At 44.4% G+C, this 18,519-nt stretch carries 16 protein-coding genes; 7 read left to right on the top strand and 9 right to left on the bottom strand.

Going from position 1 to position 18,519, the window contains the following annotated elements:
- Position 1 precedes the first annotated feature (1 nt).
- Together murB and FTU42_RS06775 are read right to left on the bottom strand one after the other, a co-directional pair.
- A complete protein-coding gene (gene murB / locus FTU42_RS06770; RefSeq protein ID WP_074383230.1) occupies positions 2-1,042 on the bottom strand; it encodes a UDP-N-acetylmuramate dehydrogenase in 1,041 nt (346 codons plus the stop codon).
- A gap of 3 nt (positions 1,043-1,045) precedes the next feature.
- A complete protein-coding gene (locus FTU42_RS06775; protein ID WP_005170478.1) occupies positions 1,046-1,552 on the bottom strand; it encodes a low molecular weight protein-tyrosine-phosphatase in 507 nt (168 codons plus the stop codon).
- Positions 1,553-1,672: 120 nt separating this feature from the next.
- Here FTU42_RS06775 and FTU42_RS06780 point away from each other — a divergent pair, with 120 nt between their 5' ends.
- Together FTU42_RS06780 and FTU42_RS06785 are read left to right on the top strand one after the other, a co-directional pair.
- Positions 1,673-2,833, top strand: a complete 1,161-nt coding sequence (locus FTU42_RS06780) for an iron-containing alcohol dehydrogenase (protein ID WP_005170476.1) — start codon at positions 1,673-1,675, stop codon at positions 2,831-2,833.
- 44 nt (positions 2,834-2,877) lie between these two features.
- A complete protein-coding gene (locus tag FTU42_RS06785) occupies positions 2,878-3,312 on the top strand; it encodes a thioesterase family protein (RefSeq protein WP_005170474.1) in 435 nt (144 codons plus the stop codon).
- An 8-nt stretch (positions 3,313-3,320) separates the two neighbouring features.
- On the opposite strand, the gene dnaX is transcribed toward FTU42_RS06785, so the two are convergent.
- From dnaX to FTU42_RS06810, 5 genes are all read right to left on the bottom strand, one after another.
- Positions 3,321-5,438, bottom strand: coding sequence for a DNA polymerase III subunit gamma/tau (gene dnaX, locus FTU42_RS06790; RefSeq protein ID WP_180083192.1), 2,118 nt, complete (start codon positions 5,436-5,438; stop codon positions 3,321-3,323).
- A gap of 133 nt (positions 5,439-5,571) precedes the next feature.
- Positions 5,572-6,015, bottom strand: coding sequence for a copper resistance protein NlpE N-terminal domain-containing protein (locus tag FTU42_RS06795; protein ID WP_034608473.1), 444 nt, complete (start codon positions 6,013-6,015; stop codon positions 5,572-5,574).
- Between the two features lie 78 nt (positions 6,016-6,093).
- Positions 6,094-7,347 carry a serine hydrolase gene (locus tag FTU42_RS06800; protein WP_005097266.1) on the bottom strand — a complete coding sequence of 418 codons (1,254 nt, stop codon included), beginning with the start codon at positions 7,345-7,347 and terminating at the stop codon, positions 6,094-6,096.
- A gap of 71 nt (positions 7,348-7,418) precedes the next feature.
- A complete protein-coding gene (locus FTU42_RS06805) occupies positions 7,419-8,273 on the bottom strand; it encodes a MaoC/PaaZ C-terminal domain-containing protein (RefSeq protein ID WP_005170469.1) in 855 nt (284 codons plus the stop codon).
- Between the two features lie 148 nt (positions 8,274-8,421).
- The gene (locus FTU42_RS06810; protein WP_100355357.1) at positions 8,422-9,813 is read right to left on the bottom strand and encodes a 3-oxoacyl-ACP reductase; all 1,392 of its coding nucleotides are present in this window, start codon (positions 9,811-9,813) and stop codon (positions 8,422-8,424) included.
- Between the two features lie 240 nt (positions 9,814-10,053).
- Between FTU42_RS06810 and FTU42_RS06815 the strand changes: the two genes are divergently transcribed.
- A complete protein-coding gene (locus tag FTU42_RS06815) occupies positions 10,054-11,571 on the top strand; it encodes an acetyl-CoA C-acetyltransferase (RefSeq protein ID WP_180083193.1) in 1,518 nt (505 codons plus the stop codon).
- A 57-nt stretch (positions 11,572-11,628) separates the two neighbouring features.
- Here the strand turns inward: FTU42_RS06815 and FTU42_RS06820 are convergent, their stop codons facing one another.
- A complete protein-coding gene (locus FTU42_RS06820) occupies positions 11,629-13,824 on the bottom strand; it encodes a beta-propeller fold lactonase family protein (RefSeq protein ID WP_180083194.1) in 2,196 nt (731 codons plus the stop codon).
- Positions 13,825-13,997: 173 nt separating this feature from the next.
- Positions 13,998-14,429, bottom strand: coding sequence for a chlorhexidine efflux PACE transporter AceI (aceI, locus tag FTU42_RS06825; RefSeq protein WP_005097273.1), 432 nt, complete (start codon positions 14,427-14,429; stop codon positions 13,998-14,000).
- Positions 14,430-14,528: 99 nt separating this feature from the next.
- Here aceI and FTU42_RS06830 point away from each other — a divergent pair, with 99 nt between their 5' ends.
- From FTU42_RS06830 to FTU42_RS06845, 4 genes are all read left to right on the top strand, one after another.
- Complete coding sequence (locus FTU42_RS06830) at positions 14,529-15,419, top strand: LysR family transcriptional regulator (protein ID WP_005170459.1); 891 nt, start codon at positions 14,529-14,531, stop codon at positions 15,417-15,419.
- An 89-nt stretch (positions 15,420-15,508) separates the two neighbouring features.
- Positions 15,509-16,486: a transaldolase gene (tal, locus tag FTU42_RS06835; RefSeq protein WP_005170457.1), complete on the top strand. Its 978-nt coding sequence runs from the start codon at positions 15,509-15,511 to the stop codon at positions 16,484-16,486.
- 73 nt (positions 16,487-16,559) lie between these two features.
- The gene (gene leuE, locus FTU42_RS06840) at positions 16,560-17,216 is read left to right on the top strand and encodes a leucine efflux protein LeuE (protein WP_005097277.1); all 657 of its coding nucleotides are present in this window, start codon (positions 16,560-16,562) and stop codon (positions 17,214-17,216) included.
- A 75-nt stretch (positions 17,217-17,291) separates the two neighbouring features.
- Positions 17,292-18,467 carry a benzoate/H(+) symporter BenE family transporter gene (locus FTU42_RS06845; protein ID WP_100355360.1) on the top strand — a complete coding sequence of 392 codons (1,176 nt, stop codon included), beginning with the start codon at positions 17,292-17,294 and terminating at the stop codon, positions 18,465-18,467.
- Positions 18,468-18,519: the final 52 nt, after the last annotated feature.

Consider the following 18,519-nt stretch of genomic DNA (forward strand, 5'->3'; position numbering starts at 1 on the left):
ATCATTTTTCATCCTGATGAGAACGGATCAATCCATTTTGGTCAAACAATACAGGTTCTGGTTCCAGCAGCAGCTTGAATTTTTCCCAGACCGACTGCTGTACTGCACGATAAGTTTTACGCACATCGGTAAGAGAGGCCTGACCATAATTCACCAAGACCAGCGCCTGTTTATGAAACATGCCGACAGACCCCAACTGTTTGCCCTTCCAGCCAGCCTGATCAATCAGCCAGCCCGCTGCCAGTTTAACTTGAGTATTGGCTTGCTGGTAATGGGGTAAATTCGGGAAAGATGCCGCAATCTGGTCAAAGACCGGCTGATCTACCAGCGGGTTTTTAAAAAAACTCCCCACATTGGGAAATTCTTGCGGATCAGGTAATTTGCTTTGACGGATCTGAATCACTTGCTGTTGCAGGTTTTCTGCTGTAAGCGTATCACCGACGGCTGTCTTTAAGTCACCGTAATTCAGTTTCAAATCTGGCTGTTTCAGTAATTTAAAAGTCACATGGGTAATCACATAACGGTTTGGATCATCTTTAAAAATACTATGTCGATAGGCAAACTGGCAATCTGCTGCGCTAATCGAGCCAAACTGTTTGAGCTGCCGGTCATAGACTGCAACCGAATCGATAAACTCGCCAACTTCGACGCCATAGGCGCCAATATTCTGTACCGGTGATGCACCAACACGCCCAGGAATCAGGGCCAGATTTTGTAAACCATACAGACCTTGTGCTGTAGTCCAGAGCACGAAGTCATGCCAGCCCTGCCCGCCGCCCACGCGTAAACGTTGCGACTGATCATCGCCATCCAGCATCTCAATGCCCTGAATATCGATATGCAAAACCAGTGCGTGAATCTGTTCAGGCAACAACATATTGCTGCCACCTGACAGAATCAGCACATTTAACTGTTGCTGTTCAGCAAAATCCAGTGCCGCCAGCAGATCATCGGTCGATTGAATATGGGCATAGTGTGAAGCAACGGCTTCTAAATTTAGGGTATTAAAGGGTTTAAGTTGAACCTGAGTTTGAATCTGCATTGCTTAAACCTTGTGTACATTCTGTTTGAAAATTTCAACCCATGCCTGACTGCTGGACTCACACTGATCGAGCACCCGTTCAAAACCATCCGCTTCGCCATAATAAGGATCGGGCAAGGCCTGTTGTGGATAATCCTGATCATGCTCACTCATCAATGCAACGCGTGCACGTAAATGACCGAACTCAGTTTCGGCCAGACGCTGTATATTCTGGATATTAGATAGGTTTTCCAGATCCATTGCCAGAATCAGATCATAATCAATAAAATCATGCGTGGTCAGCTGACGTGCGCGAAGCGTTGACAGATCATAGCCACGTTTCAGTGCATGCTGCTGGCTACGCAGGTCTGGGGCCTTGCCCGGATGATAATTACTGGTTCCAGCAGAATCGACCACAATATTCAGTTGCTGTTCATCACAATAATGTCTGAGTACCACCTCTGCCGTGGGAGAGCGGCAAATATTTCCCAAACAAACACATAACACCTTGTATGGCGTTCTGGATGACATAAACAACCTCAGAGCTACTTTATTTTAAGGATTCTTATGTTAAGTTATTTATATACTGATTCCTATCTCACAACCATAGAATAATCTCGTATTTGCAATAAAAAAATCAAGGATATCGCCATGAATCGTTTTCAGTTTCAAACCGTCCCCAATATCATTGCCGGACTAGGCACGATTCAGGAATTATTTAAAATTCTAAAAAATGGCCGTTATCAACGTCTTCTACTGGTGACTGACCCGGGTATGCTGAAGCAGCAATTACATCTGCCGATTCTGGATATTATTGAATCTGCCGGTCTGGATTATGTGATTTACTCAGATGTTCAGGCTGACCCGCCCGATAACGTAGTGCTTGAAGCAGCAGCTTTTGCAAAGCAGGAAAAGATTGATGTGGTGCTAGGCTTTGGTGGTGGCAGCTCGATGGATGTGGCCAAGCTGATTGCGATTTTGGCGCATCCTGAGCAGCATCAGACGCTTTCCGATCTGTATGGCGTCGATAATGCCACCGGGCCACGTTTAGCTCTAATTCTGGTTCCCACCACAGCCGGAACGGGCTCCGAAGTCACACCAATTTCGATTGTTACTACAGGTGAAACCACCAAAAGCGGCATTGTCGCGCCTATTCTCTATGCCGATATTGCTATTCTGGATGCGACTTTCACTCGGAATTTGCCGGCACAGATTACCGCTGCCACCGGAATCGATGCCATGGTACATGCCATTGAAGCCTATACCTCAAAACACAAGAAAAATCCTTATTCGGATATGCTGGCCAAACAGGCTTTAAGATTATTGAATGCCAATTTGCAACGTGTTCTGCAAGATGGTCATGATCTAGATGCCCGTCAAAATATGCTGGTCGGTTCCATGCTGGCCGGACAAGCCTTTGCCAACGCACCGGTTGCCGCCGTGCATGCGCTGGCTTATCCACTCGGTGGGCATTTTCATCTGTCGCATGGACATAGCAATGCTTTGGTGCTGACCGAAGTCTTAAAATTTAATGCACCTGTAGCCAAACAGCTCTATGCCGAATTGATGACCTGGTTAGATCCCCACAGTAAAGGTTGTCATGATGGACTGACCGATCTGTTTATTGATCATTTTAATAATCATCTGATACAGAGCGGCTTAACCTTAAAATTAAAGCAGTTAAATGTACCAGAACAGATGTTGATGGTTATGGCAGAAGATGCCATGCAACAAAGCCGGCTGTTGCAGAACAATCCACGCGAACTCAAGTTGGATGACGCTTACCAGATTTACCAGGCGATTTATGCCTAAATCTATTTCCACACTAAGCCTTGTCTAGCTGAGAGCGAATCCTGATGAAAGCCACGATCAAACAACGCGAACACTATGCCTTTTTCTTGCCCATTCAGACCCGCTGGGCAGACAATGACCTGTATGGCCACGTCAACAATGTGACTTATTACAGTTATTTTGACACCGCAGCCAATGCCCTGCTGATTCAGGAAGCGGCCTTTGATCCGAAATACTCTCCGATGATTGGGCTGGTGGTCAGCTCCAACTGCCAGTTTAATCAGGAACTGTCTTATCCGGAAATTATTGAAGTGGGCGTGGCCATTGAAAGCATGGGAAATTCATCACTGAGCTACGATCTGGCCATTTTTAAACGCAATTCGGATACAGCTGCAGCTCAGGGTAATTTTGTTCATGTATTTGTCGATCGTGAGACACGAAAAAGCACCCCGATTTCAGCCGAAATGCGGGATGCCTTATCTCGATTTGTTGTGCCTTAAAATCCAGTCTATTTCAGCTGAATATTTTGCAATTCACCATCGAACTGCTGCAACAGGTCACGTACCACAGGTTCAGCCTGTAACAGCTCTTCAGCGCGTTTAAAGGCACGAGCCTTCCGCTGATGCTGCATGGTATAGGGTGTTAGCTGGTCCACACTTTCAAATTTCACCTGGAAATGAGTTTGCGGCCACTGCTGTTGTAAAGCAGCTTCCAGAGTATGTTGCAGTTGTGTCAAAAGTTGCTGGTATTGCTCAGGGATATGAAAAACGGATTGGCCATTAATCTGTCCGCTCATGACACCATACTGTGCCAGTTCCTGCACTGCTGGAGAAAGCTGGCTGTTACGGAACCAGTATTCCCATTTTTCGACGCTCCACTCACCCTCTAACATTTGCTCAGGGATTTTTAAAATATCCTGTGGCATCAGATTCTGCGTATTTAAATCTTGGGAAATGTCATCCGGTAGCGCAGTCTGAATCGGAGCGACTTCTTCAATCACAGGCTGAGCAATCGTTTCCTGTGAAAGTTCCAATTCCGGTGAGGCAAGACTAAATTCCTCATCAGCAGATATTTCTTGTGCTGCTTCGACATGAGTAACAGCATCTACAGGAATAAACTCTTCAAGCAGGAAATCATCCGAGCTGCTGCTTGTCGCCGGTGCTTCTACGCTACTCTCGATTTCATCAAAACCAAACAGGCCTTTGTCGTCATTTGGATCAAAAACGATCTGATCACTAGACTGTACTTCCTCAATCGCTGTCTGAATTACTCCCTGTTGAACAGGCTCAGGTGCATGATCATTAGTGGACTTTTCTTCATGGAGAAAATCATCTGAAGATGGTTCAGGCATTGATGGCGTATAAGCTTCCTCATCCGTCTCATCGTCCAGAGAGAAATCATCAAACACTGGTTCCGCTTCAAATGTTTTTGCTGTGACTGTTTCAGACTGCAATTGTGTCTGAACGGGCTGTTGTAGACGTGTAGGAGAAGCTGCTATTGGTTGAGTTGCGGCTTCATGAACGACTGGAACCTCGCTTGGCTGTAAGGGTCGGAATGCCAATAAGCGTAGCACCGTCATCTCAAAACCTTGTTCCTGAGTCACAGCCAACTGTAAATCAGCGCGTCCCTTACAAGCAACTTGATAATACAGTTGTAAATCCTGAGCCGAAATCAGACCGGATAATTGCATGATCTTTTGATTGATTTCAGCACTATATTTCAGACTTAAATCTGGCAGATATTGTAATAAAGCCAGTTCATGCAAAGTCGAAATTAACTGATCTAAAACCAGTGACACATCCAAAGCCTGCTGACGGAATTGCAGCAACAACTGACTGACCTGTGCTTTCTGGTTCTGGTGAATCGCCAGAATCAGATCATAAATAATGGTCCGGTCAATCAAGCCCAGCATGTCTTTGACATCCTGATGCTGAATCGCACCCTGACCATAGGCAATCGCCTGATCGGTCAGAGACAAGGCATCACGCAAAGAACCTTGAGCAGATTCGGCAATTTGCCAGATGGCATCCTGATCCGATTGAATACTTTCTTGGCCTAAAATCTGGGCCAGATGCTCGGTAATTTCATCAACAGCCAATGGGCGCAAAGTAAACTGCAAACAGCGTGAAATTACTGTAATTGGCAGCTTTTGTGGGTCGGTCGTAGCAAACAGGAACTTGACGTGCGCAGGTGGCTCTTCCAGAGTCTTTAATAAAGCATTGAAAGAATGCGTGGACAGCATGTGCACTTCATCAATCAGGTAAACTTTAAAACGACCTTGAGTCGGTGCATAAGGCACATTGTCGAGCAGCTCGCGAGTATCTTCAACCTTGGTGCGTGAGGCCGCATCGATTTCGATCAAATCGATAAAGCGTCCTTCGTTGACGGCGCTACAAGTCGCACAGACTTCACACGGTGTCGAGGTGATACCGGTCTCACAGTTCAAGCACTTCGCCAAAATACGTGCAATCGTGGTTTTTCCGACACCACGCGTTCCTGTAAACAAATAGGCATGGTGCAAACGGCCACGTTCGAGCGCGCTGGTTAAAGCACGTGAAACATGGTTTTGCCCCACCAATTCATTAAAATTACGAGGACGGTATTTTCGCGCAAGTACTTGATACATGTATGCTCCTTTTTACAGGTCTAAGCATACTGTTTTTTTAGTAAATAGTGAAATGAATGCCGGTTTATAAACAATAAAAATCCCTTGATCAAAATCATTGAAAAAGGGATATAAAACATATATTTTCTTAAAATCAGACCGATTCAAACAGGATAAAGTCACTTTGCATCTGGTAGCGTTTGCCTGTTTGATCTTCACGAATTTCCAGAACCTGCTTTTTCAGATCCACATAAACCAGATTGCGGGTATCGACATTCAGCAGTTCAATCTTTTGTTGCGTATCATCCTGAAAACGAATCGGCCCAGTAATGGTTTCAATCGGGTTATGCCCACTCAAGCTTTCACGTGATAACGTAAAAGTCCGATCATCATGCAAGCTCAAAGCAACAGCCATACCCGGACAATCGTCACAACTTGAAAAACATCCCATACAGGGTGTGGTGCCCTGATAATTCCCGACCCAGGCAGGAATCTGAGCTTTAGCCTCAATAGCAGTATTTGCCGTCGATTGGTTTTGATCCTGGCAGCCAAACAAGGCACTGCTTGCGACCAGAGGAATCATCAGCACTTTTTTCATCACTTCATACCACAGACTGGGAGTCACGCCAAAATAACATATTTTAAGGACTTTACTAAACTCCCCAATCAGGGATATTTAGCGCCAACCTTTACGTCCAGTCAGGACGGCATCAGCACAGCGTAAGGTTTCCTGTGTCAAACCCCACAGACGATAATCTCCGGTCAATGAACCTGTCGGGAAATTATGGGTATAGGCAAAACTTAAATTACGCTCAGGGTCACACCAGGCTCCCGAACCATTAAAGCCCATATGACCAAAACCTTGCGAAGCTTTACCTAAAGTAAGCACCCGATGATAACCCAATCGCCAGTGCATCGGCAAAGGCATGACTCGATCGCGTTTTTTGCATTGAATCTGACTGAGACGCTGAAAAACTTCAGGCGAGATCAATTGCTGTCCTTGCCATTCGCCGCGGTTGGCCAGCATGGCATAAATTTTTGCCAGACTCTCTGCGGTAAATACTCCATTGGCGGATGGAATGATTGCTTGCAGGCCTTGCTCACTAAAGAAACTGAAATTCCTCATTCCTTTGGGAATCATCGCATCCTGAAAATCCTGCGGATCTTGTCCACTCCAAATCAAAGCCCGCTCCATCAGATTCGGTTTTCTTGATCCTGTTTTTTTCGCAGGCTGCGATTGAGACTTGGCTGCTTTAGCTTTAAAAATCGGCAGTGCTACCCGAGCTAATTCATTGGTCGGCACACTGAAATAAGCACCATTCAACATCAAAGGCTGAACCAGATATGCCTGCATCAGTTCAGTTAAAGTTTTAGCTGTCGCTTTTTCTAATGCACCACCGACCTGCCAGCCAAAGGTCAGCGGTTGATAGGCCGCATCTGTTGCAACTTGAAAACGTGGTTCAGCCGCGGCAATTCGGTCTAGCATCTGCGGCCAGTCGGCCATTTCAGTGGCGTCGGCAATGATATTACGGATATCAAACAATCCGCTTTGATGACTCAGCATATGCGCCAGAGTAATATTTTCTTTACCATTTTGCGCAAATTCAGGCCAATATTCTGCAACAGGCTGGTCATAATCAACCAGGCCCTGACTGGCCAGAATATGTGCCAGTGTCGCCAGCACACCTTTGCCCGTCGAATAACACAGCGACATGGTATCGGTTTGCCAAGCCTCAGATTCCGATTTTTTCCCGGTATAAATATCGACGACTTTTTGTCCCTGAAAATAGACAACAAGTGCCGCACCACCCTGCTCTGTGCGAGCATGCTGTAGGCGACTAAACTGACGGGCAAGGTCACGGAAATTTTCATTTACCGTTCCTTGGTAATGGGCTGTATCCGCAAATAAATAATCTTTGAGTGGCTGCATCATTCTATCCATAGAATATTGATTTCTTAAAAACAAAAAAGCCTAAATCAGGTTCAGGCTTTTATCGTACTTTAAATTGCGGTCACAGTTCCTGTGACATGCGGCTTCTGATTTTTGCTATTACGAATCAGGATTTCCGTATCATTAGCTGCTTTCGCGGTTAAGAATTGCACTTTGGAAGGCAGATATAAGGGCAGTTTAAACCAGACATCTGCTTCATAGGCATCGGGCAATGCCAGGCTGGACAAAGCTTTAGCCTTGGTCCACATACCATGCGCAATCGCCTGTTTAAATCCGAATGCCTTAGCCATTAGGGCATGAATATGAATCAGGTTAAAGTCGCCGGATGTCATGGCATAACGGCGACCCGTATTTTCTAGAATTTCCCATTCAGCATTCAGCTCATAATCGGGTGTCTTGTTTTCGACGATTTTGGCTGCAGCTTTGCCTTTACTCTTTTGACGGGACAGATAAGTGGTCAAGGCTTCCACCACCACTTCATCACCGACTTTTACTGTGGTGATGAAATCAAACTGTACACCTTTATCATGCGGCTGCAATTCACCAAACTTGCAAGACAATGTGAGAGATTCATTGACTCCGATTTTACGATACTGTTTGACCTGATTGCGGATATGCACCAGACCGAGAACCGGAAAAGGAAAAGCTTCAGCCGTCATCATATGCATTTGCAGGCTTTGTGAAAGAACTGTTAGATAAATGGCTGGAATATAGCCATTATTTTTAAAACCACAAACTTCATTATAGGCTTTCAGATGCTTTTGATCGACCTTGAATGAATCCACCACATATTCAACTTGCGGTAGAACTTTTTCAGCTTTTGGCTTTTTAAAAATCAAGCCCTGAATCACTTTTGGATAGGCTAAATAAGGTTTTGGAAGTTGACTAAAATGGCGAGTATTCATACTGAACCTTTGGAATATTTATCTTTATGACGTCCTTCTTTTTAAAAGAAGGAAGAATATCTTTTTAAATAAATCCCTCCCAACCTCCCTTTAACAAAGGGAGGAGTAGTCCCCTCTTTTGCAAAGAGGGATTTAGGGGGATTCTAAATTAAGCCCCTAACAGGCTCTGACCACACACACGCACCACATTGCCATTCAAACCTGAAGAGGCAGTCGAGGCAAACATCGCAATCGCTTCTGCCACATCAACAGGATGACCACCCTGACTCATGGAATTCATACGGCGTCCAGCTTCACGGATGGCAAATGGAATTGCTGCTGTCATTTGCGTTTCAATAAAACCCGGTGCCACAGCATTAATGGTTATACCATTTTTTAATGTCGGTGCTGTGAATTTCACCACACCAATTACACCTGCTTTAGAGGCTGCATAGTTGGTTTGACCCAGATTACCTGCAATACCTGAAATAGAAGATACACAGATAATGCGACCATTTGCATTTAGACCATCGTTGCAGAGCAAGTAATCATTGACGCGTTCAATTGCTGACAGGTTGATGTTAATGACCAGATCCCAAAGCTCAGGCTTCATATTGGCCAAAGTCTTGTCGCGGGTAATCCCTGCATTATGCACGATAATATCCAGACCACCCTGCGCCGCTGCCGCCTGTTTGATTTTCTCACCCGCATCGGCTGCAGTAATGTCAATCGCTAGTGTAGAGCCGCCAATTTCACCAGCGACACGATCCAGATCTGCCTGCTGTTGTGGGACATCCAGACAAATCACATGTGCGCCATCACGTGCCAGCACATGAGCAATCGCCTCACCAATACCACGGCTTGCTCCAGTTACTACTGCCGTTTTTCCTGCCAGTGGCTTACTCCAGTCCAAGTCTACTTGTGCTGCTGCCGATACACGAATAACCTGACCAGACACATAGGCAGAGCGTGGAGAAATTGCAAAACGTAGCACAGACTCAAGATTGGCTTCGGCACCTGCATCGACATAAATCAGGTTGGCTGCAATACCCTTTTTAAATTCTTTGCCCACAGATTTGACAAAACCTTCGAGCGCACGTTGTGCAATGGCCTGACTCACAGATTTTGCAGATTCAGGTGTTGTGCCGATCACGACCACACGACCAGAACTTTGAATCTGACGCGCAATCGGATTAAAGAATTCATAAAGTGATTTCAACTGCTCTGAATTTTCAATACCAGAAGCATCAAAAATAACCACTTTAAACCTGGATTCTTTATCGCCAGTATTAAATGCATTCAGGTTCAGACCCGATTTCGCCGCTGCCTGTTGCAGTTCCGCATTATTGCCTGCATAGCTATTGGCATGAATATTGGCCAGTACCTGGGCAATAGAACCGGTCAATACACTCGCAGGTGCAGCACCGAATAACACAGCGCCTTTTACCACTGGCGTTGCAGACTCGAAACGGTCTAGGGAAATTGGGGATGGCAAGCCCAGATTTTTAATGACAAATTTACCAATAGGAGATTTTGCGAAAGTTTGGTACTGATCAGTCATGTTTATTATCTCTCATACAAATTAATTTTTGATCGATCTAAAGTTATCCTTTAACTTCAATATAATGCCAGATACTTATATTGCAATAGATCTACCAGATTCTACCCAATCATACTTGAGATATCTGGCAGATGACTTGACCTGAGCGCAGTCTGCAATGTCATTGTAGTCAATACAGCATATACTCATCTATGCTAATGTAAGCCACAAGAAGACGATCAATTTGCTTGGAAAAGCCTTATGAGCAAAACAACTCAAGAAAATCCAGCAGTCGAGAATTCCGCATCTCCAGCTGTGTCAAAATCATCAACGCGTGCTAAGCGTAGCACTAAAAACACGGATACAGCCGCTGCTGCAGCTAAAAGTCCGGCTAAAACTCCGCGTACCCGTCGTACAGCGAGCAGTAGCAGTCAGACGACATCAACTCAAACAGATTCAGTTTCAAAAACACAGCCTTCTGTTCAACAGGATAATAATATGAGCCAAAACACAGTTCGCCGCGTTGCTATTCTTGGTGGCAACCGTATTCCATTTGCACGTTCGAATGGTGCCTATTTTACTGCCTCTAACTCGGACATGCTGACCGCAGCATTAAATGGTCTGGTAGAGCGTTTTAATCTGCAAGGTCAACGTGTCGGTGAAGTGGTTGCAGGTGCTGTCCTGAAGCATAGCCGTGACTTTAACCTGACTCGTGAATGTGTTCTGGATACGGCACTGGCACCAGAAACCCCAGCTTATGATATCCAGCAGGCGTGTGGTACGGGTTTACAAGCTGCATTTTTAGTGGCAAACAAAATTGCACTGGGCCAAATTGAAGTAGGAATTGCCGGTGGTGTAGATACCACCTCTGATGCGCCCATTGCATTTGGTGACGGTTTACGTAAAGCGCTGCTTGAATTGAACATTGCCAAAACTGCCAAAGACCGTTTAAAAGCCTTGACCAAAATTAATATCAAAGAATTGATGGACGCACCTAAAAATGGTGAGCCACGTACTGGCTTGTCTATGGGTGATCATCAGGCGATTACCACACTAGAATGGGGTATTTCCCGTGAAGCGCAAGATGAACTTGCTGCATCTTCACACCAGAAAATGGCAGCAGCTTATGAAGAAGGTTTCTTTGATGATCTGATCACGCCATTCCTGGGTTTAGAGCGTGACAATAACCTGCGTGCTGATTCTTCAGTCGAGAAACTGGCGAAGCTTAAACCTGCGTTTGGTAAGGGCGATGCGCGTACCATGACTGCGGGTAACTCTACCCCACTGACAGATGGTGCTTCTTGCGTTCTGCTAGCGTCTGAAGAATGGGCAAAAGCCAATGGTCATGAAGTTTTGGCTTATCTGACTTTTCAGGAAACTGCAGCAGTTGATTTCGTCGAGAAGAAAGAAGGTTTATTGATGGCACCTGCTTATGCTGTTCCTCGCATGCTGGAACGTGCGGGCCTAAAACTTCAGGACTTCGACTATTATGAAATTCATGAAGCATTTGCTTCTCAAGTGCTGTCTACTTTAAAGGCATGGGAAGATCCAGCATTCTGTAAAGAGCGTTTAGGTCTGGATGCGCCACTCGGTTCAATTGACCGTGTAAAACTGAACGTGAAAGGCTCATCACTTGCAGCCGGTCATCCCTTTGCAGCAACTGGTGGTCGTATTATTGCGACGGCAGCCAAACTGATTGCTCAAAAAGGTTCAGGTCGTGTACTGGTATCGATCTGTGCTGCCGGTGGTCAGGGTGTTACAGCGATTATTGAAAAATAAGCTGCTACCTTGATTCAAAAAAGCTCCTCGATTGAGGAGCTTTTTTATACCTTTTACCTACTGTATTGGCATTGGATTATTTTTAAAGTATTCGTCAACTTTATTCCAAGGTGCTGTTGATGCTACACCCCTCACAATGTTTTGATTAACCCCCTGGCACAGCGCTGCATCGGGAGTGAGGTGGAATGCGTTAACATTTGGATCCATATAAGGCAGTGAACCAGGACGGCGCTGGAAGTAGAAGTTCAACCAATCCACCATCGGCTCGAAGCCATGTGATGACATCGCCCATGCGCTATTATGTCCCCCCCAATGATGTCCGAATTCATGCGCAATAATACGAAAACCTGATAAACGATAGTGACCATAGAATAGCCAAGTATCGACACCCAGCACGGTACCGCCACCAAGACCACCACCCATATTGGTAATACCAAGATTAATCTCGTTACGATTTAAAATCTCTTTGTAGATACGAACATAGTCTTCAGGCATATAAATACCGTTTGGCCCATCGACTTGACCTGCATTACCAAAGAAATCATGGCCCATCACTGCTTTATGATTAAACCAGAGGTTTTCAAATTCAGGGGTACTGAGCATGTATGCTAAGTTCGTCATCATGATGACCCATTCACGCGCATAGACAGGCGTTACTCGACACCATTTGCCTGGTTCGTCATATTTACCAAAATAGATTTTCCATTTTGCCTGAATTTTATTGAGCTTTTTCACATGCTCGTCTGTTTCAGAAGTCACATGTAAATCGAAAATATCACTTGGTATCAGCGTGGTCTGACTTAAACCTGCCAACTGAATTGAACCACTGCCATCTGCAAGCGGGAAGCGGGATTGATCATTCAATTTAATATTAAATTTTGCAGTGGAAAATGGCGTAAGCTCATCTAAATCTGCAAGTATAACCCAATCATCTGAATGACGGATTTTGGCGCGAATTTGTAAATTTCGAACAGGAACAGCGCTATAACTTTTAAGCGTTAAAGCGTTGCTACTCAGCTCTGCCGATAAAATCCGATTCATATACACATGACGTTCAGCACTATTGGTCAGCGCCTCCCAAGATTCACCATCTTGCAATACAAGTGTTTGATTTTGTGCTTTAGATTCAGTCAACAATAATGCAGAACTCAGCTGTTTGGTCTTATTTTGCTGTAATGTGACCATTGGCAAGAGCTTAACCCTTTGATTAGACAAATGAATCAACTGTTGGCCATACACCGCAACATCACCTGCTCTTTCGATATGACTGCTTTCAGCTTGCCCTTTCAGGATATATTTTTTGAATTGGTCGATATTGTGCTTTGGCAGAATTGATTTTAAGCCAAATTCCTGAGTAGGATATGTTGCTATCGAACCATCATTCCTTGCGGTATACACAGTACCGTCATCATGACGGTGTAAAAGGGTCGCAAGATTTGACTCTGTCAAAATAGGTGCAATGTGAGTGTCATTTTCACGAATTTGGTTAATGTCATGCACATAAGTTTTACCGTTTGGAAGGCTGGTATACAGATGATCTCGCATGACTTCCATACGTGCATTACAGTTACGACCACAATCAGGAAGACTGAGCCGAGCAAACTTTTTTGCTTTTAAATGGTTTTGTGCAATAGCATCGCTTTGACGCCAGACATTAATACGACCTTCGATATCGGGGACATAGATATAGCGGTCATCTGCGGTAACAGCATTACTGTGAACTAAAGCATGGTTCACTGTATCGCCCCACCAAACGCCAGTTCCTAGCGCCATCACAAAGCTCGGTTGAGGCTGTGAAATATCTAGAATATCGACACGGTTAGAACCATAACTGGCCACATATAAGCGTTCTGCATGGATTTCGATATCTGCAAGACTGTCCCATTTTTTTGCTAAGCCTTCAATTTTTAATGGGTCAATTGCACTCAGCGCACGTTTTTGTTTTAAATCATAACGTAAAATTTTTGATTCTGATTGGCTATTGGCGATATACAATACATCACCAGTTCGTACCAGGGCTGTAGGATTCCATGTACTTAAACCGAAATCTTGAGCAGTAAGTTCCGAACCCACATCCAAGACTTTAAATTCTGAAATTTTGGTAAATTGAGCATTATTTCCTGTTGATGGATTAGAGCCAACCGTACCTGACCCAGGCTTAGATGCATGGCTGTCATTCTCACCACCACCGCCGCCACAAGCAGTCATGAGTAAGGCAATGCTTAAACTCAACAAGCTATATTTTAACTTCATAATTCCCCTTAGATGCAAATGCATAAAAACTTCTGCTCTTATAAAGGGGTTTAAGATGAATACAAAGTCGAATAAGTGTGCTATGTGTCAAAGAAATACTGCTGTTTACTAGATTCCCCACATAAAGCACAAGTAACATTAGCTGTGCTTTATTTTTTTCTATGCTTTTCTTATTATATTTTTCGATGCTCAGGCTGATATCCAAGCATTTCTTCTATCGAATCATAACACCACTGAAAAATGAAGGTATATACCAGAATACACAGGGTCAGGCTAAAATCGAGCACAATCGCCTGCCATAGCCCCATGTTCATCGCATAGGCCACCATTGGAATGGTGGCGAGCATTAAACCACCTTCAAAGCCAATCGCATGTAAAATACGCACTCGAATCGTTCGTTTCAGTTGACGTTTCGCTTCAAATTTTTCGAAATAATGATTAAACAGCATATTCCAGATGACAGAGGTCACGGCCATCACAATTCCCAGTACACCTGTGACTTCTAGCGGCATATTAAAAATAAGACTCAAAGCTATCGCAATGATCACCAACAGGATGACTTCATAGCTAAGCGCATGCACAAGTCGTCTTTTGGAAATCAACATTTTCATTACTCGGTTTTTTATCAATAATCGCGCATATTATGTTCTTTAAACTGATTAATCGAGTTAGAATATTTCAATAAAATTGATAGATAAGATTACATGAATATTAATCAGGAACAACTCACTGTATTTAAAACTGTGATGGAAACCGGTTCATTCTCTGCAGCTGCACGAAAATTGGGAAAAGTTCCCTCTGCCATTAGCATGTCAATTGCGAATTTAGAAATTGATCTGAATCTGCAACTGTTCCAGCGTATTGGGCGTGAACCTGTGCCAACGGAGCAGGCACAGACACTGTATGAAAGAACAGAACAGCTGTTAATCGAAATGAATCAGTGGAAACAGCATGCGCTTGCCCTAAGTTCAGGCCTGGAGTCTGAACTGAATATCGTCATCGTTTCTGAATTACTGCATACGCGCTGGACTGATTATGTCGTTCTTGTGGAACAGCAATTTCCCGAGCTTCAGATTAATGTCTTTGGTGCACCTCAGGAAGATGCGCAACAGATGCTCTTGGATGGTAGCGCACAACTGGCATTAATGTTTGAGCGGGAACAACTCGATGCACGTGAACAGTTTGTGGAATTAAAGCGTGAAGTCTTGATTCCTGTCGCAGCCAAGCAGCATGTACTGAGTCAATACGATCAGGTCAGCTTTGAACAAATTCTAAATAGCCGTCAAATTGTGGTGGCGAGCCGTGACCGTAATATTAAACCTGAATTATTATATTCCCGTCATTACTGGCGCACTGACAATCATCATTCTGCCTGTAGCATGATTCAACAGGGTTTGGGTTGGGGTGTTCTCCCGCAGGAAATGCTAAAAAAACAGCCGAATTTACAGCAAAATCTGCAAGTGCTGAATCTGCTCGATTTCACCCCAAAGTTTGAATATTTTATCGATCTGGTCTGGAGTCGGGAAAGCAACTTGGGCACAGCTGCTCATTTTTTGATTAATCATCTGCGAAATCAGCGTAAAAGTAGCAAATAATCACAGAAACACCACTTCAGTCTACTTGGTAAATATAGGGTTTATGATATAAAAGTATGCATAAGCAATAACCATAGAACTAGATCGTAATGACATTAACCGCATTAGACCAATTAAAAAACTTGACCACAATTGTGGCGGATAGCAGTGACTTGAGCGCAATTGAAAAATTTCGTCCTCTGGATGCAACCACCAATCCATCACTGATTACAGCAGCGGCCAGTCAAGTTGAGAACAAGGCCCTGATTGAAGCGGCCTATCAGCAGGCGCAGCAGGAAGGCTATGCGGATGATGCCCTAATTGAACGTACCATTGATATTTTGACCGTCAAATTCGGCGTTGAAATCTTGAAATTAATTGAAGGGCGTGTTTCGACTGAAGTCGATGCGTCCCTGTCTTTTGATACTGCTGCCACCATCGCAAAAGCCAAAGAGTTACTGGCACTATATGCGCAGTATGGGATTGACTCCGATCGCATCCTGATCAAGATTGCATCAACCTGGGAAGGCATTCAGGCCGCAAGAACCTTAGAAGAAGAAGGTATTCATACCAACCTGACCCTGTTATTTGGCCAGCATCAGGCCCATGCCTGCGCTGATGCCAAAGTTACTTTAATTTCACCTTTTGTTGGCCGGATTCTGGACTGGTACAAGAAGGCTGAAGGTGTGGATGCTTATCCAATCGAAAAAGATCCTGGCGTGTTATCGGTTAAAAGTATTTATGAGTTTTATAAAGCCCATGGCATTCAAACCGAAATTATGGGCGCCAGCTTCCGCAGTATCGATCAGGTCTTGGGCTTGAGCGGTTGTGACCTTCTTACCGTTGCACCAAATCTACTGGCAGAACTGAACCATGATCAACGTAAAGTTCAGCCGCAACTTTCAGCGACAGCTATTACTGTGCAGGGTGAACTGAGTCCGATCAGTCAGGCAGCATTTCTGGAACAGCTGAAGCAGGATCAAATGGCCAGTGAACTGTTACAAGGCGGTATTCAGGGTTTCATCAAAGCGCGTGAGCAACTGGCTGCGCTATTAGGTCAAACCTTTCTCAATCCCGTTGAAAGCTAAGCTAAAATCTTAGAAATTTTACCAGCCGATGTTGCTATAATGCCGCATCGGCTTTTTCTTGTGCGAATTCTTCGTGTTTGGTATTACAGATCTCAGTACCTTTATCATTGGTACCACCTTAATTGTGCTCTTGCCCGGCCCCAATTCCCTTTATGTCATGTCCATTGCCTCACGTTTTGGTATCAAGACAGGTTATTTAGGTGCTCTGGGAGTGTATACCGGTGACATGATTCTGATTTTATGTACTGCTTTGGGGGCTGCATCTTTATTGCATGCTTTTCCAATCCTGTTTATTACTTTGAAGATTATCGGCGCCATCTACCTGAGTTATCTGGGGATGAAGTTATTAATTGCCGCCTATAAAACCATTCGTCCAACAGAAAAAGTGACGATTCCGCAGATGAATGCGGCTGATGCTAAAGCTTCGTCTATTCAGCCATTTCGTACTGCATTGACCATCAGTATTTTAAATCCAAAAGCGATTCTGTTTTATCTGTCATTTTTTGTGCAATTTGTTGATCCTCGCTATCCTTATCCGGCATTGACTTTCATTCTATTGGCTTTGATCTTGCAATTGATTAGCATGACCTATCTGTCCATTCTGATTTTCTCAGGGGTAAAACTGGCCTCCTATTTCAACCAGCATTACAAACTGACAGCCAGTTGTGTGGCCATAGTCGGCATTTTATTCTGTGGTTTTGGGATGAAGCTAGCCAGCTCTACCTTATAAAAGCTTGAAACAGATATTGTCTAAATACGTGAAAAGCGTATGATTTAAACGCTTTTTAAAATTGTGTCATGGACGATGCCAAAACTATTACAAGATCTGTCTCTTACTGCGGTCATTGCCGGCCTGATTACCTGCCTGATTGGCATTAGTGTTTCTGCTGTACTGGTGATTGAAGCTGCACAAAGCTTAGGCGCCAATGCGGCACAAATCAGTTCCTGGTTATGGGCACTGGGAATCGGCATAGGTATCTCTGGTGTGTGGCTGTCCTGGAAATATCAGTATCCTGTTTCTACTGCCTGGTCAACGGCGGGACTAGCTTTGATCATTGCGTCTGCGGGTCATTACAGCCTCGGTGAAGCGATTGGTGCGTTTCTGATTTGTGGACTGTTGACTGCTGCGCTGGGATTCTTAGGAATTTTTGAGCGTATTTTTCATTTTATTCCACAAAGTTTAACCAGTGCCATGCTGGCTGGAGTATTGCTAAAATTTGGTATTTCAGTATTTGGTAGCCTGCAACAGTCCTGGAAATTTGTACTCAGTGTCCTGGCCATTTATCTGATCTCAAAAAAAATCAGCACACGCTATAGCATCGTGATTACCGTATTTACCGCAATTGCGCTCTGCCCTTTCTTTATCGATTTTACAATCCCGAGTTTAAACTGGAGTATGGCCCAGCCGGTCTGGATCCAACCTGAATTTAGTCTACAAGCTGTTCTAGGGCTGGCTTTACCACTGTTGGTGATCAATCTGGCTTCGCAATATCTACCCGGACTGGCAGTAATTAAAAGCTATGGCTATCCACCCAAGGTAAACGGTATTTTAGGCTGGACCGGTATAAGTCAGGCGATACTGGCACCTTTTGGCTGCTTTAGTGTCAATCTTGCTGCGATCAGTGCGGCAGTGAGTCTGGATACTCAAGCTCATCCCGACCCACAGAAACGCTATATTGCAGGCATGAGTTGTGGGCTGTTTTATATTTTGATGGGACTATTTGCAGCGACCTTGACCAGTGTCCTGATGGCATTTCCAGCAATCCTGATTACTATTCTGGCCGGAATTGCCTTATTCGGCACCATTGGGCATAACATCGCGCTGGCTTTTCAGCAAAGCCATGAACGTGAAGCGGCACTGATGACCTTTTTATTCAGCGCATCCAATATTCAGTTTTTCGGGATTGGTTCAGCCTTTTGGGGCCTATTACTGGGATTAATGGTTCATTTTCTATTTAAGCTCAAGCCTCAAGTCACTTAAAATTGATGACTGATCATTAGAATAAAATGACAAATAAGGGCAGCGATCATGT

It is taken from the genome of Acinetobacter sp. YH12102, assembly GCF_013419125.1.
Classification (GTDB): Bacteria; Pseudomonadota; Gammaproteobacteria; order Pseudomonadales; family Moraxellaceae; genus Acinetobacter; species Acinetobacter pseudolwoffii.